This window comes from Vibrio xiamenensis (assembly GCF_900100015.1).
Classification (GTDB): Bacteria; Pseudomonadota; Gammaproteobacteria; order Enterobacterales; family Vibrionaceae; genus Vibrio; species Vibrio xiamenensis.
The window spans coordinates 1-17324 of sequence record NZ_FNDD01000020.1; the positions used below are offsets into that span (position 1 = coordinate 1).

The following is a 17324-nucleotide window of genomic DNA, read 5'->3' on the forward strand; positions in this document are numbered from 1 at the left end:
CTGGGTGAAATTGAAGCCTGCATTCGCGGCGTGAGTGGCATTACTGACGCGGCGGTGGTGGCAGATACAGGGGCCTCAGACCAACGTTTGGTGGCTTATTATGTTGGCGAGGTTGAGCGCGACACGCTGCGCAGCCATTTGGTGGCTGAATTACCAAGTCATATGGTGCCGCACGCGTGGATGCAGCTTGATGTTTTGCCGCTTACCAGCAATGGCAAGTTAGACCGCCGCGCTCTGCCAAACGTCAGCGCGGATGGTGTTGTGCGCCATGAGTATCAAGCGCCTAAGGGCGATGCGGAGCAACTGCTGGCGACACTTTGGAGTGAGCTGCTTGGCGTGTCTCAAGTTGGCCGCTTGGATAACTTCTTTGAACTGGGCGGCCACTCGCTACTCGCGGTGCAGCTTAGCGCGCGAGTGCGTACTCACAGCGATTACGAATTGTCGCTGGCAACCCTATTTGCTTATCCGCAGCTTGGTGAGTTGGCAACCCATCTGGTTAAGTCCAACGCCTCGCACATCGAGGCGATCACCGCGCGCCAAGACAAAACTCAAGCGCCGCTGTCACTGGCTCAGCAACGTTTGTGGTTTTTGGCGCAAAGCAATCCGAATCTTGGCGATGCTTACGTGATTCAAAGCGGCGTGCGCCTTACTGGCGCGGTGAATTGTGAAGCGCTTAAGCAGGCGTTAAATCATTTGTACCAGCGCCACAGCGCACTGCGCAGCCGTTTTTCTGACCAGCAAGGTAAACCATATCAATGGGTCGATGACAACGCGCAGTCGTTTCCGCTGCAGATCGTCGATAACGCCGCGCACTTTACGCCAAGCTTTGATTTACAACACGGCCCGCTGGTTGCCGCACAGTTATGGCGCCAATCGCAAACACGTTATGAGCTGCGCATCGCGATTCATCACATCGTGTGCGACGGCTGGTCGATGAGCAATTTCATCAGTGAATTGGCGAAAGTGTATCGCGGTTATGCGACGGGAGAGACCCGCGAACAAGTCGATGCGCAGCTGGAAACATTGAGCATCGATTACGGTGATTTCGCCGCCTGGCAGCAGCAAAACGCCAACGATGACAAACTCGAGCAGCAAAAACAGTATTGGGTCGAGCGTTTAGCGCCGTTCCCTCATGTGCTGGAGTTGTCCACCGATTTTGCGCGCCCAACTAAACAAAGCTTTGTGGGTAGTGAAGTCGCGGTGCGCGTTGATGGCGAGCTTACCCAGCAGCTCAATCAACTCGCTCAGCGCCATGGCTGCACTTTGTACATGGTATTGCTCGCGAGTTGGTCACTGCTGATGTCGCGCTTGGCCAATCAGGGGCAGGTGATTATCGGGTCGCCGAATGCCGGACGTTTGCATGTCGAAACCGAAAATCTGCTCGGCATGTTTGTCAATACGCAGCCGATGGCGGTGAACATCGAGCCAAACGCCAGCTTAGAAATGTTACTGGCCGAGGTTAAACAGCGCGCACTCGAGGCGCAGCAAAATCAAGACTTGCCATTTGAACGCATCGTTGAAGCAGTCCAGCCGCAGCGTAACACCGCATTTAGCCCGCTTTATCAAGTTATGCTGGCGCTGCAAAACTTACCAGCTGCCAATGTCGAGCTTGATGATGTCAGCCTTGAAATGCTGAGCGAGCCGGTGGAATCTGCGCAGTGCGATTTGAGCTTGCTACTTAGTGAGCAGCAAGGTGAACTACATGGCCAATTGGTGTTTGCCAGCGCACTATTTAGTCCGCAAACCGTGCAGGCGTTTGTCGATTATTGGCAGCAATTACTGCGTGGGTTTGTTGCCGAAGCACCATTGCCAGTGAACCAAATGGCGCTGCTCGATAGTGCCCAAACCAAGCAGTTGCTTGAAGAACTCAATTCGGCGGCAACTGAGCTCAACAATAGCCAGTTGGTTCATCAGCAAATAGCGGCGAATGCGGCGGCGTATCCTGATGCGATTGCGCTGCAAACGGCAGACCAAAGCCTAAGCTATGCCGAGCTTAACGCCAAAGCCAACCAGTTATCTCGCTGGTTAACCCAGCAAGGTGTGAGTTCGCAAAGCTGCGTGGCGGTATGTTTTGAGCGCGGGGTGAATTGGGTTATCGCCATGCTGGCGACGCTCAAAGCCGGTGCCTGCTATTTGCCGCTCGATCCGCATTATCCCGATCAAAGGCTCAAGTACATGTTGAAAGACAGTGCGCCAAGCATGCTGCTCACCGACGGCTATCGCGAGTTTGGCTGCTTGCTCGGCGAGCTAGATACTGAGCTTGCTGAGGTGAATATCACCAGCCAAAAGGATTGGCAATCTTGTCGCCAAGAAGAGCGAGATGATTTAGAGGTTAAAGCCAATCAGCTTGCTTACCTTATCTATACCTCAGGCTCAACCGGAGAGCCGAAAGGGGTGATGGTCGAGCATGGAAACTTGCAATGTTTGATTGATTGGCATGTACGCCGATTTGAACTTGGTCAAGCAACAGTGACATCATCGTTGGCTGGCATGGGCTTTGACGCCGCGGTGTGGGAAGTGTGGCCAGCGCTTTGCGCCGGAGCGCGCCTTGTGATGCCAGATCTTGCGACCTCACGAGACCCAGACGCGCTACTCAATTGGTGGGCTGCGCAGCCACTTGAAGTGAGTTTCCTTTCAACCCCCGTGGCTGAGCTTGCCTTTGCTCGCAGCGTTCAACCTGCGGCGCTGCGTTATCTGCTGGTGGGCGGCGATAGGCTTAATCGCCTGCCAAACTCGAACGCGACCTATACCTTAGTCAATAACTATGGGCCGACCGAAACCACGGTGGTAGCGACTTCGGGCGCGGTGCTGGCAAGTGATGAAGCGCTGCATATCGGTAAACCGCTGGATCATACCCGCATCTACATCGTTGATGAATTTGGCGAGCTGGCGCCGCGCGGCGTAGCCGGGGAGTTGTATATCGGTGGGCCGCAAGTTGCCCGCGGTTATCTAAATCAACCCGCGCTTACCGAGCAGCGCTTTACTGCGGATCGATTTGATTCTCGCCAAGGTCGCCGAATGTATCGTACTGGCGATTTAGCAAGATGGCGCAGTGACGGCACCATCGAGTATTTAGGGCGTAACGACGATCAAGTCAAGATCCGTGGTTTTCGTATCGAACTTGGCGAAATTGCCGCCAAGTTGCAGCTTAATGGTGATATTGAAGAAGCCTTGGTGGTGGTCAGTGATGATGGGGCGCAGCACTTGGTGGCCTACGTTACCGCCCGTGATGGCGCCAACATAGTGCCGAATGCATTGCAGCAAAGCCTTAGCGCGTTGCTGCCTGATTACATGGTGCCTCGTGCCTATGTACAGCTGGATAACTTGCCGCTCACCGCAAACGGTAAAGTCGATAAACGCGCGCTACCTGCGCCAAGCGAGAGTGCGTTCGTCCACCGTGAATACATTGCGCCGCAAGGCCCGGTTGAAAATTGGTTGGCTGAGGCTTGGTCTGAGCTGCTAAGCGTTACCAACGTCGGGCGTCAAGACAACTTCTTTGAACTTGGCGGCCACTCGCTGTTGGCGGTGCAACTGGTCTCGCGCCTCAAGCAGCAAGGCTTAACCGTCACGATTGGTGACCTATTTGAACATTCCACCTTGCAAGCGCTCGCAGCGCGAATTGCATACCTCAAATTATTAAATCTAAAACAAAAAAATACAACGTCAGTGGCTAACAACATGTCCAAAGTAAACGCGAATGGGCTTAAGGAGAACAGTAATGGCTGATATCACAGGAGTCGACCTCGACAGCTTATCACCGGAAGAGATGATGGCACTGCTTGAACAGTTAGAAAGTGATGGTGTTGCGCTGTTTTCCGACCAAGAACCCCAAGAAAGCCGCATTGAAGCGCATCATTTGTCCAGTTATCCCTTGTCTCTCGCGCAGCAGCGTCTGTGGTTTCTGGCCCAAATGGGCCAGGCGAGCGATAACGCCTACCTCATTGAGGGCGGCATTCGCCTCAAAGGACATCTAGATCACATCGCGCTTGAGCGCGCCCTCAATCAAATGGTGGTTCGCCATGGCGCGCTGCGCACTCGCATCGCTACTGAACACGGTGAACCTTGCCAGTTGCTTGACAACCAGCAACGCGAATTCGCCCTTGAGCGTGTTGCCATGAGCGAAACTCAGGCTAGGCAGACGCCATTTGCGCCCAATTTGTGTTTGCAAAATGGTCCGCTGGTTGCCGCGCGGGTAGTGGAAATTAGCCCTGATGAGCACTGGCTGCAAGTGGCGATGCATCACATCATTTCTGATGGCTGGTCGATGGGCGTGTTTACCCAAGAGTTTTGCGAATGTTATCGCGCTGAGGTGAGCAATAGCGCCGCGAATCTTGCGCCGCTTGCCATTGAATACGGTGATTATGCGCTGTGGCAACGTCGCTTTCGTGAAAGTGCGCTGCAAGAGCAAGCCGAATATTGGCAGCGCCAATTGCGTGGTGTGCCCGATTGCTTGTCACTGCCTTACGATTATCCGCGCCCCGAGGTGCAAAGTTTCGACGGTGGGGCAGTGGATGTGGCGCTTGATGCGCCGCTGACCCAAAAGCTCAAAGCGCTCAACAGCCAACACGGCTGCACGTTATACATGACGCTACTCGCCAGTTGGGCGTGTGTGCTGGCGCGTCTTAGCCAGCAAGACGATATTGTGATTGGTTCGCCGATCGCGGGGCGCCTTAGCCCGCAAGTGGAGCCGCTTATCGGCATGTTTGTTAACTCGCAAGCGCTGCGGGTGGATTTGTCGCAGCCACTTTCGACGCATCAACTGCTCAAGCAAGTCAAGCAGACCACGCTTGACGCGCAAACGCATCAAGAGCTGCCGTTTGAACGCGTGGTCGAGTTAGTCAAGCCAGCGCGTTCGCTGCAATACAGCCCAGTATTTCAGGTGATGTTTGCGCTGCAAAACTTGCCAAGCGCGGCGATTGATTTGCCGCAGCTAAGCGCGTCAATGTTGGAGCAGCCTACCAGCAATGCCAAATTTGACCTGACTTTGGTGGTCAATGAAGTCGATGGCGAAATTCGCGGCCAGCTTAACTATGCCACTGCGCTATTTAGCCAAGCCAGCGCCGAGCGATTCGTCAAATATTGGCAAACGCTGCTTGGCGCGATGATCGCTAATCCAAATGCCACTGTTCAGCAGCTGGATATGTTGCCAGAGGATGAAAAACATCAGCTGTTGAACGTGCTTAATCCTGCTAAGACAGATGAGAGCGCTCAAGGCAGCGTGGAGCCGATTCATCACCAGATTGAACGTTTGGCAATAGAGCATCCGAACGCAATTGCGCTCGACAGTGAACAAGGCCAGCTTAGTTATCAGCAGCTTAACCAGCAGGCGAATCAGCTCGCCCATTGGATGATCATTCAGGGGGTTGACGTGGAAAGCCGCGTAGCGATCTGCTGCGACCGCGGTCATAGTTGGGTGATTGCGATGCTGGCCGCGCTTAAAGCGGGCGCTGGCTATGTGCCGATTGACCCGCATTATCCAGCCGAGCGTATCGAATACATGCTAAGCGACAGTGAGCCGAGCATGTTGCTGTGTGATGACTATGTGGATTTTACACCGATTGCTTCACGGCTTAGTCTGCCGTTAACAATGGTTAATGTTGAGGTGCAAAATGCGCTATGGAAAGCGTTAAGTACCGACAACCCGGTGCTTGAATCGCTCACTGGCGATAACCTTGCATACGTAATTTACACGTCTGGTTCAACAGGTAAGCCCAAAGGGGTGATGGTTGAACATCGCAATCTGGCGAACTTAATCGCATGGCACAATCGCCGTTTTGATATTCAAGTCGGCACCCATACTTCTGCGGTTGCTGGGCTTGGGTTTGATGCGGCCGTTTGGGAAGTGTGGCCAGCACTGTGCGCCGGCGCGTGCTTGTGTTTGCCAAGTTTGGCGATATCACGTGAGCCACAAGCGCTGCTCGATTGGTGGGTCAATCAGCCGATTGAAGTCGGTTTTCTTTCAACCCCGGTTGCTGAACTTGCGTTTGCGCGCAATTTACAGCCTAAACAGCTGCGTGTGTTGTTGGTTGGCGGCGATCGCTTAAACCGCCGCGCGCCAGCCGGCGCCACTTATCAGCTGGTGAATAACTACGGCCCAACTGAAACCACGGTGGTTGCCACATCCGGTACGCTTTTCGCCGAAGACCCTCTGCTGCACATTGGTCAGCCGCTCGATAACACCCACATCTACATTTTAGATAGCTACGGTCAGCTTGCGCCAAGTGGCACTGCCGGCGAGCTCTACATTGGCGGAGCGAGTGTGGCGCGCGGCTATCTCAACCGTGAAGACCTCACCGCGACGAGTTACCTGCCAGACCCTTATAGTAGCGCGCCGAATGCGCGCATGTATCGCAGTGGTGACTTGGCGCGTTGGCGCGCTGATGGCGTCATCGAATATCTTGGTCGTAATGATGATCAAGTCAAAATTCGCGGTTTTCGCATTGAGCTTGGTGAAATTACCGCCGTGTTGCAGCGTCAAGCCGATATTGAAGAAGCCGTGGTGGCGGCGATTGGCGAGCAAAACAAACGTTTAGTGGCGTATTTTACTCATCGTTTGCCAGCTAAAACAGACATCTCGAAAAGCGAAACCTCGCAAAACAAAATAGACATTGAAGCGCTGCGTCAAGCGCTGGCCGCTGAACTGCCTGATTACATGCTGCCTTCAGCGTTCGTTGAGCTTGAGGTAATGCCGCTGACCGCCAACGGCAAAGTCGATAAACGCGCGCTACCAGCGCCAAGTGACGATGCGATGTTGCGCCGCGATTATCAGGCGCCGGTTGGCGAAGCAGAAATCGCGTTGGCGAAGGTGTGGCAAATGCTGCTTGATGTGCAGAAAGTGGGGCGTTTGGACAACTTCTTTGAACTGGGCGGTCACTCACTGCTTGCGATTCAGCTTATCGAGCGGCTGCAACAAAGCGGTTGGACACTTAGCATCAAAGCGCTATTTAGCCAGCCAACACTGCAAGCGTTGGCGAAGACGTTGACTCAAAGCGGCGATGAAGCTCAAGTGGCGGAAAACGTAATTCCGGCGCAGTGCACGCGTATCACCCCGCAGATGCTGCCGCTGGTGACGCTGAGCCAAACGCAAATTGATGCCATCGCTGAGCAAGTCGATGGCGGTATGGCGAATATCCAAGACATCTACCCATTGGTCGCGCTGCAAGAGGGGATGCTTTATCACCATTTGCTTGAGCAGCAAGGTGATCCGTATGTCAGCCGTTTTGTGCAAGCGTTCTCATCTCAAGGCTCGCTCGAGCAATTTATGACGGCGCTTAATCAAGTCATTGCGCGTCATGATATTTTGCGCACCGCGATGGCTTGGCAAGGGCTAAATGAGCCAGTGCAAGTGGTGTGGCGCGAGGCGCCAGTGCGACTCAATAGCTTACCGGAAACCGATTTCAATCGACCTGGCATGGACGCTGCAAAGCAGCTTCTTGAGCACTTTGATCCGGCGACAACGCGCATGAGCTTAGTGCGAGCGCCGCTGATGGAAGCCTATCAAGTGTACGACCAAGCCAATCAGCGCTGGTTGCTGTGTTTGTTGGTCCACCACTTAGTGAACGATCACACGACCTTGGAATTGATGGTTGAGGAAGTGACCGCGCTACTGACGGGGCAGCCAGAGCTGCTCTCAAAACCCGTGCCGTTTCGCCAGTTTGTTGCCAAGGCGCGCAGTGTGCAAAATACTCCGCAGCAACAGGCGTATTTTGAGGCGTTACTTAGCGATGTCGATGAACCCTCAGCGCCATTTGGTCTGATGGAGGCGCAAGTCGGCAATCAGAGTCAGCACACACTCACTTTGGATGCTCAAATCAGTGACGAAATACGCGCGCTCGTTAAGCAGCATCAGGTGAGCAGCGCTGCGCTATTTCACCTGGCATGGGGCGTGGTACTCAGCGCCGCGGTTGGTCGTGAGGATGTGGTGTTCGGTACTGTGCTGTTTGGCCGCATGGGCGGCGGCGCGAATATCGACCGCTGTATGGGGATGTTCCTCAATACGCTGCCAGTGCGGATTGACCTTGGTAAACAGCAGGTAGGCGATGCACTTTTGCAGGTACAGCGCCAGCTCAGTCAGTTGATGGAACACGAACACGCGCCGCTTGCGCTTGCGCAGCGCTGCAGCGGTCTGGCGGCGCAAACGCCGCTGTTCAGCAGCATGGTTAACTACCGTTATCAGCAAGTGCCGAGTCAGCATACTGATAGCCAATCAAACCCGCTTGGCATTGAGGTGCTGTTTAATGAAGAGCGCACCAGTTACCCGATTAGCGTCAATATCAACGACCACGTTGGCGGCGGTTTCTCACTGGAAATTCATGTTGAAAACAGCATCGGCGCCGCAAGGGTTGCTGAAATGATGCACGCCGCTGTTTGTCAATTAGTTGCCGAGCCAAGTTCAGCGCTGGCGACCATTAACGTGGTATCGAAGGCTGAGCGCGAGCAAGTGCTGGAAGGCTTTAACCGAACGACGCGTGACTACCCGCTGTCAGATTGTATTCATCATCCAATTGAAGCGCGCGCTAAAGCCTCGCCAGAGCGCATTGCGGTAATCAGTGGTGAGCAACGTTTGACCTACGCTGAGCTCAATCAGCAAGCTAACCAGTTGGCGCTTTGGCTTACTCAGCAAGGCGTAGGGCCAGATTGCCGCGTTGCGGTGTCACTTGATCGCAGCTGCGAATTGGTGGTGGCGCTGGTGGCTATCTTAAAAGCCGGCGGTGCGTACGTACCAATGGATCCAAGTTATCCCACTGAGCGGCTAGAGTACATGCTGCAAGACAGTGAGCCTGTGGTGCTGATTACCAGTCAAAGCTTGCAATCTCGCCTTGGTCATATTGATGACAAGGTTCAGGTCGTGCATTTTGACCATCAGCCGCCGTGGCAGCATTTGCCAAGCGACAACTTAAATAGCCAAGCGCTGGGGTTAAGTGAGCGAAATCTGGCTTATGTGATTTACACCTCGGGCTCAACCGGCAAACCAAAAGGTGTGATGAATGAGCATCGCGGCGTGGTTAACCGCCTTGCGTGGATGGCTGAAGACTATGGTTTTAGCGAGCACGATGTGGTGCTGCAAAAAACGCCATTTAGTTTTGATGTCTCGGTGTGGGAGTTCTTCTGCCCGTTGTGGGTTGGGGCAACCTTGGTGATGGCCAAACCCGAAGGGCATAAAGACCCGCGCTATCTGCAAGAGATTATTCATCAGCAGCAAGTGACGATTTTGCACTTTGTGCCGCCAATGCTGCAGCTGTTTTTAGATCAAGTTAGCCGCGATGAATGCGCCAGCCTGCGCTTAGTGTTTTGTAGTGGTGAGGCACTGCCCGCCGAGACCATTCGTCGCACCTATGCCGCGCTTCCGCATGTTGAGTTACATAACCTGTATGGGCCGACCGAGGCGGCGGTGGATGTCACTCAGTGGCACTGCCCAGTTCAGTTGGTGGGGAATCGCGTCACCATTGGTCAGTCGGTTGCCAATACGCGCATGTACGTGCTGGATAAACATCAGCAGCCGGTGCCGATTGGCGTTCCGGGCGAGATTTATATCGGCGGGGTTCAGGTGGCGCGCGGCTATCTTAATCGCCCCGAACTGAGTGCAGAAAAGTTTGTTTGCGACCCATATGCCAGCCAGCCAAATGCGACCATGTACCAAACTGGCGATGTCGGTCGTTGGCTTGACGATGGCAGCATCGAATATTTGGGCCGTAACGACGATCAAGTCAAAATTCGTGGCTTACGTATGGAACTTGGCGAAATCTCTTCGGCGCTTAAGGGTTGCCCAGGCGTTATCGAAGCGGTGGTGATCGCCAAAGGGCAAGCGGAAAATAAACATCTGGTGGGGTATTACACCGCGAGCGAGCCGATGGCGAACGCGACCATCAAAGCTGAGCTTAGTCAAAGCCTGCCCGATTATATGGTGCCGGCGGCGCTGGTGCAGATTGACCAGATTCCGTTAACGCCAAATGGCAAAATGGATCGTAAAGCGCTGCCCGAGCCAAATGATGATGCGTTTGAGCGCCGAGAGTATGTCGCACCGCAAGGACAACTTGAGGTGACGCTGTCACAAATCTGGCAGTCACTGCTTGGAACTGAGCGCGTCAGCCGTTTGGATAACTTTTTTGAAATCGGTGGTCATTCGCTGCTGGCGGTCAAGCTGTGTAATGAGCTGCAGCAGCAAGGTTACGCCATTAGTTTGGCGCAGCTGCTAAGCGCGCCAGTGCTGGCGGATTTGGCCAACACGTTGCAAAGTCATAGCCAAAGCCAAGTGTTGACCATCGCATTTCGTCAAACTGGGTCGCAAACGCCATTGTTTATTGTCCCTGAAGCAAGCGGAGAAACTCTGTATGGCCCGGCGCTTACGGCGCACATAGACAGCGACATTCCGGTTTATGGTTTGGTGGCGCCAAATTCGCACAATACTGAGCAATATTGCCCACTCAAAACCATCGAAAAAATGGCTGAGCACTACGTGACGTGTATTCAGCAAGTTCAGCCGCAAGGACCCTATCGATTAGTTGGTTGGTCGCTGGGTGCGACGCTGGCTTATGAAGTGGCGACTCAGTTGCTCGGTCAAGATCAAGCAATTGAATTTCTCGGCATCATTGACCGTTGGGGCGTTGAGCAAAGCGAGCATCGCGGCGATGTTACGCTCAGCGCTGAAGAGGATATCGAGTTTCTAAGTCGCGATACTGTCAGTTATCTGATTCAGCATCTGCCTAGCACTCAAGATGGTGCCTCGCGCCTTGCGCAGTGTAGCAGTTGGCAACAGCAGTTAGAGCTTGCCAAACAGCTTGGCATTTTGTCGAGCGACTGGAGCGAAGAGCGTTACTACCACTGGCTGCTGCAGCGCCGCAATATGCTGCGCGCGGAATATTGTGCCAAGCCCCTGCCAGTCAATATCGATCTGTTTATCGCTCGAGAACGCCCTGAGCAAGAAGGTGTATTTGATCCTTACTTGGCATGGGATGAAGTGTTACCACGCAGCGCGATTGAAGTGAGCTACCTTGACGGTTCGCACTATGAGTTATTGGTCGAGCCGTATGTCAGTGGCACTGGGCGCGCGCTGTCACAAGCGCTGGCTAAACGGGTTGCGACGTCGTCATCGCTAACGCCTACCGGCGGTCATGATGCAATCATCAAACTGCAGCCAGGTAGAGCAGGGGCAGCGCAGGTGTTTTGCATTCCGGGCGCAGGCGACAACGTCTTTAGCTTGATGGATTTGGTCACCCAACTGGATGATTCACTGCAAGTGTATGGTATTCAGCCTCGCGGTTTGTGGGGCGCAGAGCCGCCACATAGCCAAGTGAGTGCGGCGGCCAAATTCTATCTTGATGCGATGCAAGCGCAGCTAAGCGGCGCGCCGCTGCACCTTGTCGGTCATTCATTTGGCGGGTGGGTCGCGCTTGAGCTTGCTAACCAACTCGAAGCGCAAGGTATTGCGGTCGCGTCATTGACCTTGGCTGATTCACGCGTCCCAGAGGCACAGGTGCAAGAATACAGTGACGTCGAGGCATTGATGAAATTGATTGGGCTATTTGAAATGCAGGGCAGCGCGCTGCACTTAACTCAAGAAATTCTCGAAAGCCTTGAGCCAAACGAGCGACTTCGCCGACTGCAACAGAGCCTTATCAGCCAAAAGCTGATGCCAGCTAACCTTAACTTACAAACTGTGGCGGGAATTTATCGCGTGTTTGCGCGCAATATTCGCACGGGCTATTCGCCAACGCGAGTGCCAATCACTCAAGTGAGTTTGCTATTGGCCAGCGACAGTGAGCGAGGTGAGAAGTGGCAATCCTTGATTGGGCATCTTCATATCGAACAGGCCAAGGCCAACCATGTGATGTTGCTTAAAGGCGAACATGCCAAACAACTGGCCAAGCTGATTAAGGCTTAAGCGCTGATATTGCCGCGCCAGCGCGGCGTGTAATTTGAATTAGTACGGCGAGTGACAAGCACCGCCGTGCGATGGATAAACACCGGAGTAAAGATGTTTCAATCCATTCTCGTTCGTTTTAAATGGCCGATTTTGGCGGCCACTGTGTTCAGCGTTATTGGCGCTGTAGCGGGCATTGCGATGCTCAAAATTATCACCCTGCAACTGAGTAAAATTGGTGAGCAACACAGCGTAAGCGGCGCGGATTTCGCGTTGTTTGTGGTTGCAGTGGTCGCGATATTGTCGTTTGGTTTGGCTTCGCGTTATTTACTCGCCAAACTCAGCGCCCAAGTGGTGTATGAGTTTCGCGACCAATTAGCCAAGCGTTTGTTGTGTACCGATTACGCCGCGATTGAACGCCTCGGTGGGCACCGCATTCTTGCAGCGATGAAAACCGATGCTTCCAAGTTGTCGGCTGGGCTTTTGATCATGCCGGGCTTTATCTACAGCTTGGTGACCGTGCTATTGTGTCTTGGCTATATGATGTTCACATCGATGTCGCTATTTGGCATTGTGTTTGTGCTGATTAGCGCCATCATCTTGCTGGCGAAATCGATATTGACCATCGGGCTGCGCTACTATCAAGCGCTGCGCCAAGATGAAGATGAACTGTTTAGCGGTTTAACCACTTTGGTTCAAGGCGTTAAAGAACTCAGCATCAATACCAAGCGCCGCCGCTTTGTGTACCGCAACATTTTGTTGCCTAATTTTGCCAATATTCAGCAGCGCAGCATTCGCGTGTCGGTCATTTTCACCATGCTCAATAGCATGGCATCGACGCTGGTGTTTTTCGTGATTGGGGTGATCGTGTTCGGCTCGGCGCTGTATTGGCAAGATGTGCCGAACGAGGCGGTGATGAGTTTTGTACTGACCATTTTGTATATGATCAACCCGATGGAAAGTATCATCAGCGCGTTGAACCAGCTCAGTGATTTTGCGGCTTCGTATCGCAATATTCAACGCTTAGAACTCGCCAGTGATGCGCATTTCGAGCAGCGAATCGACACTCAACGCTCGCGCGCTATCGCCCGCGATTGGCAGCGCTTATCGATTGAAGCGGTGAGTTTTCAATACCAAACCGATGGCAGCGACGATTACCAATTTGCCATCGGCCCAATCAGTACTGAGCTAAGGCGTGGCGACGCGGTGTATTTAACCGGTGGTAATGGCAGCGGTAAATCAACATTCGCCAAGTTGATACTTGGGCTGTATCAAGCCACGGATGGGCAAATTTGTCTTGATGGCACAGACGTATCACAAGCTGCGTTTATCGATGAGTATCAGGATTTGTGCTCGGCGATATTTTCCGATTTTCACTTGTTTGAACATGTGCTGGATGACAGTGGCGAACTGGCGGATGATAACGCGATAGCGCAGCATCTCACTGCGCTTGAAATGGCGCACAAAGTGACCAGTCACGGTGGGCATCTATCATCGATTGCTCTGTCGCAAGGGCAGAAGAAGCGTTTGGCGCTGGCGATGTCGTATCTTGAAAATACGCCGATTTGTCTCTACGACGAATGGGCCGCGGATCAAGACCCACGTTTTCGTGAGTTGTTCTACAGCGAAATCATTCCCGAGCTGAAAAGGCAAAATAAATTGGTGCTGGTGATTACTCACGATGACAAGTATTTCCACCTTGCCGATCAACTGCTGCGCTTTGAGCAAGGGCAGTTAGTTGAAGATCTACGCCCGCAAACGGCGAAAGCGCTTATTGCTTAAAGATAAATCGCGCTTAGATGATAAATGACGGCGGCTAAGTCAATCGACTTAAGCCGCCGTTTTTCTGCATTCGCGTTTTTGGTTTTGGCTAAGTTGGTCTTTAGGTCAATTCGTACTTTGAATATTCAAAATTGGTGTCTATTTACTGCGCGAAATATTTTACTGTGAGAAATGTTGCGTTTATGCTGATTGGCGACGCCGCTTAATAAGCGTATTTGCAGGCTTTTATTCAACAAGTAACTTATTGAGCGTCGATGAATAATCTCATTCGTTGGGGGTGAACGCTGCCAACAAATATAATGACCATAGAGGCTGAAATGGAACTTAGAGCATTTGAAAAGGACGACTACGCATTACTTATCGATTGGATTGATTCGGACCAATTGAATTATCTATGGGGCGGGCCTACTTTTCAGTTTCCACTCGATTATGACCAAATTAACCAGCACTGTTTAAAAGCTGAAGTGTTGCCGTTTGTTTGCGTCGTCGATGGCAAAAATGCCGGTTATATTGAGCTATTTAAAGTCGCCGATGGGCATTATCGTATTTGCCGAGTCTTTGTTGCCAATGACTTTCGCGGCCGTGGGGTTTCAAAGCCAATGTTAAAACAACTGATGGAACTGGCTAAGACACAATACAGTGCTCATCTGCTGTCGTTGGCGGTGTTTGCGCATAATGATGTGGCGAAACATTGCTATCAGTCTTTGGGTTTTGAGGTTACGTCAGAGGAAGCGGGGACTCGCTCGTTTGCTGGTCAGGCTTGGCGGCTGTTAAAAATGGAAAAGTCGGTATAACCATGATTTAGCTTGTGTCACCTTTGGCGTCTTAATTTCAGAGGAAATGGAGAGTTCGTGGAATACTGTTTGAGAAAAGCGCAGCAAAGCGATTTGGAATTTCTGCTTGATTTACGCGAAGCCACGATGGGCGGCTATATCAGGCAACTGGGCATGTCGACCAGCAAAGAGGCGTATTTAAGCCGTATATTTTATGAGTTTGAAGCAGCACAAATTGTTGAAGTCGACGGTATTGCGGCAGGTCTGTTTAAAGCCAAATATACCCCTGAGAACAATGAGTGGTATTTGGTACAAATTCAAATTCATCCGAATTATCAAAATAACCAGTTAGCCAGCCGTTTAATTACCGCGCTCATCGAGCGCGCTGATACCACTCAAGCTCACATTGGTTTAAGTGTACTTAAAAATAATCCGGCCCAGCATTTATATTTAAAGCTCGGCTTTGTTCAAATTGATGAAAACGACCATGAATATATTATGCAGCGCCGTTATTCGTCACCTCACTAAAGTGAAAATGAAAATAATAGCCTCATCAAATAAATGACTTAACCACATACCATTCATCATTTAAGCGCTAATCTCTTATTAAGAACATCTTATTTTCTGCCGCATATTCAAAGCGATACAAATCACAATAATCATAAGGAGTGACTTGGATGATGGAATCCAAAGTTTTTGAGCGTACCAGTAATGGCGAACAAGAAATCAGCCCGAGGCTGTATAACCTAACCATAGGGGCAACACTCTGTTGGGGCTTTTTGGTCAACTGGTTAATGGTTGACAATATTTCGGTTGAATCAATATTAGCTATCCACCCTTTGGCCTTTATTATTGGCTACTTCGCAAGTTGTTTTCTAGGCGTATTTTTGTTTAGAACTTCTTCAAACGCTTTCGTCAGCTTTATTGGTTATAACTTAGTGGTGGTGCCATTTGGTTTAATCATCAACTTGGTGGTGTCTAATTACGATTCGTCAATTGTACTCGAGGCGATTCAAGTCACCGGGTTAGTCACTGTGGTGATGATGACACTTGGCACCCTGTTCCCCGCATTTTTCCAGCGTATTATCGGCGCATTGACCATTGCGTTATTGGTGGTGATTGTGGTTGAGGTGGTGCAAGTGTATTTCCTAGATATTCATCAACAGTGGATAGACTGGGCGGTGGTGATGATTTTCTGTGGTTACATTGGCTACGATTGGGGACGCGCAAACCAAATTCCAAAAACGGTAGACAACGCTATCGACAGCGCCGCCGCGTTATATATGGATATTATTAACTTGTTTATTCGCATTTTAAGAATATTAGGGCGTAAATAGGTCGCTAAAATTCAGTGTGGTGACATTGAGTTGTTTGAGCGCAATAATAGAGGGCCAGTAGGCCCTTTATTATTGCGCTCATATAACTCTATCGATGAAAAGAGCGCGCCAAATCCGTATTGACGAAAATATGCATATCGCTAAGCAACAAGTAACCAATCACTGTCGAGCACGTTGGTCGATATTGTGTAGCTTGCATCATCGTAAGTGACTGTAACAGTGTAGTGATTGTTAGATGTTTCGGTTGCAGTGATGGAGTCATAGTCATCACTGAATTCAAGTAAAATATCATGGACGCCTAAATTCTCATTTTCAGCCAGTTGTTCTTCGCTTATCGTCAATGTAATAACGTCTTCATCACTCGTGTTGGTGATGTATTCAATGTTGCTGAAATCTAAATCTGCGGTGTCACGATAGAGATAAATGGTGTCGTAGCCTTCACCTCCGTCGACATAACGCACTTGGCTGCTACTGGCTGCTTCTGCCAGAGAATATTGGAAAAGATCGTTACCCATGCCTAAGTCGACGGTAAACTCGGTCCATTTCGAAGAGTCATCCAACTCGACTTCTTCGCCATAACGGGTCATGAAATAGCCATCGTCGACACCATCACCATCATAATCGTTGTCATCGTAGATGCCGATGAAGCATACCTCGTCATCACCGTTGCCAGTCGTCACTTCAAAGAGATTACTCCATGAACTGCCGTTACTTTTAGGGTAGATCATAATATTGTCGATATATTCAGTGCCTTCACCATCTTCATCGCCCAATGTGGTTGTGTCGATGACCCCTCGCTTTGCATAAAGCACGGTGATGTAGTCATCGAGGCCTGGATAATCAATGTATTCACCATCTTCATCTTCGTAGACTTGGCGATAGTCAGAATCGCCTTCTTCGTCGGTATGCAGGTAAATGGCGACATCGACAAAATTTTCCACTCGTATGTCGAGTGCTGTTCCTGAATCGCTAATCAGCACTTCTTTCAACCCGTCGGCATTCCACTCGGCGGTATTGACTATTGTGAGAGGATAAAAGTATCCGCTGTTAGACGTGTTATAGCCTGTGACTTGTTGGACGTAGAAATCATCGGTGTAATAACCCTCTGAATAGGTCAAGTAGTGTGAGTCTTCTTCATCCGATTCGGTGCGCTTCTCTGTGAGCATGTCACTGGTAATTTCCGTGCCGTTATCCGCGGTAAGATTGGCTGCTGAACCACTGCCATCGGTATTTGTTGTACCTACAATAACTTCCATCATGTTCTCCCTGTATGCTTATTAACCATATTTATTTTATGGTTAATGGTTTTGTGGTAGGGATGATTTTTTGACCATTTTATTGATAAGCGAAAGGTTGGATTTTAGACAATAAAGAGTTGGCAGTTGAAAGCCAAAAGACTTGGCACTTCATGGTAGGGTGCCTAGGCGCTTACTAGGCGTAAAGTGAAAAAACAGCAAGGCGAATAGAAATGCTTCGCCTTGTTCGGTTAATTTCAGAGCGCTTTAACGTTGCAGGAAAGCGTTTTTAAAAACACTCCACTAACACGTTTAACACCTCATCTTTGCTGAGCTT

Annotated in this window: 7 protein-coding genes; 6 read left to right on the forward strand and 1 reads right to left on the reverse strand. The window is 51.1% G+C overall.

Annotation, left to right across the window (positions count from 1 at the left end; genetic code table 11):
• The 6 genes from BLS03_RS15620 to BLS03_RS15645 form a co-directional block, all read left to right on the forward strand.
• Positions 1 to 3726, forward strand: a 3726-nt coding sequence (locus tag BLS03_RS15620) for a non-ribosomal peptide synthetase (protein ID WP_143015640.1), incomplete at its 5' end; no start/stop codon positions are given.
• Positions 3719 to 11881, forward strand: a complete 8163-nt coding sequence (locus BLS03_RS15625) for a non-ribosomal peptide synthetase (protein ID WP_176765612.1) — start codon at positions 3719 to 3721, stop codon at positions 11879 to 11881. The genes BLS03_RS15620 and BLS03_RS15625, both read left to right, overlap by 8 nt.
• A 93-nt stretch (positions 11882 to 11974) precedes the next feature.
• Entirely contained in the window at positions 11975 to 13642 is a 1668-nt protein-coding gene (locus tag BLS03_RS15630) for a cyclic peptide export ABC transporter (RefSeq protein ID WP_093275935.1), read from the forward strand.
• A gap of 317 nt (positions 13643 to 13959) precedes the next feature.
• Positions 13960 to 14436, forward strand: a complete 477-nt coding sequence (locus BLS03_RS15635) for a GNAT family N-acetyltransferase (RefSeq protein WP_093275937.1) — start codon at positions 13960 to 13962, stop codon at positions 14434 to 14436.
• A gap of 57 nt (positions 14437 to 14493) precedes the next feature.
• A complete protein-coding gene (locus BLS03_RS15640; protein ID WP_176765613.1) occupies positions 14494 to 14943 on the forward strand; it encodes a GNAT family N-acetyltransferase in 450 nt (149 codons plus the stop codon).
• 149 nt (positions 14944 to 15092) lie between these two features.
• Positions 15093 to 15752 carry a Bax inhibitor-1 family protein gene (locus BLS03_RS15645; RefSeq protein WP_093275940.1) on the forward strand — a complete coding sequence of 220 codons (660 nt, stop codon included), beginning with the start codon at positions 15093 to 15095 and terminating at the stop codon, positions 15750 to 15752.
• Positions 15753 to 15892: 140 nt separating this feature from the next.
• Here the strand turns inward: BLS03_RS15645 and BLS03_RS15650 are convergent, their stop codons facing one another.
• Positions 15893 to 17011: a hypothetical protein gene (locus tag BLS03_RS15650; RefSeq protein WP_143015641.1), complete on the reverse strand. Its 1119-nt coding sequence runs from the start codon at positions 17009 to 17011 to the stop codon at positions 15893 to 15895.
• Between the last annotated feature and the right edge of the window lie 313 nt (positions 17012 to 17324).

What these genes read in the sequence shown, in the direction of transcription:
- BLS03_RS15625 (WP_176765612.1), top strand. Translation starts at nt 3,719, where the DNA reads ATGGCTGATATCACAGGAGTCGACCTCGACAGCTTATCACCGGAAGAG.
- BLS03_RS15630 (WP_093275935.1), top strand. Translation starts at nt 11,975, where the DNA reads ATGTTTCAATCCATTCTCGTTCGTTTTAAATGGCCGATTTTGGCGGCC.
- BLS03_RS15635 (WP_093275937.1), top strand. Translation starts at nt 13,960, where the DNA reads ATGGAACTTAGAGCATTTGAAAAGGACGACTACGCATTACTTATCGAT.
- BLS03_RS15645 (WP_093275940.1), top strand. Translation starts at nt 15,093, where the DNA reads ATGATGGAATCCAAAGTTTTTGAGCGTACCAGTAATGGCGAACAAGAA.
- BLS03_RS15650 (WP_143015641.1), bottom strand. Translation starts at nt 17,011, where the DNA reads ATGATGGAAGTTATTGTAGGTACAACAAATACCGATGGCAGTGGTTCA.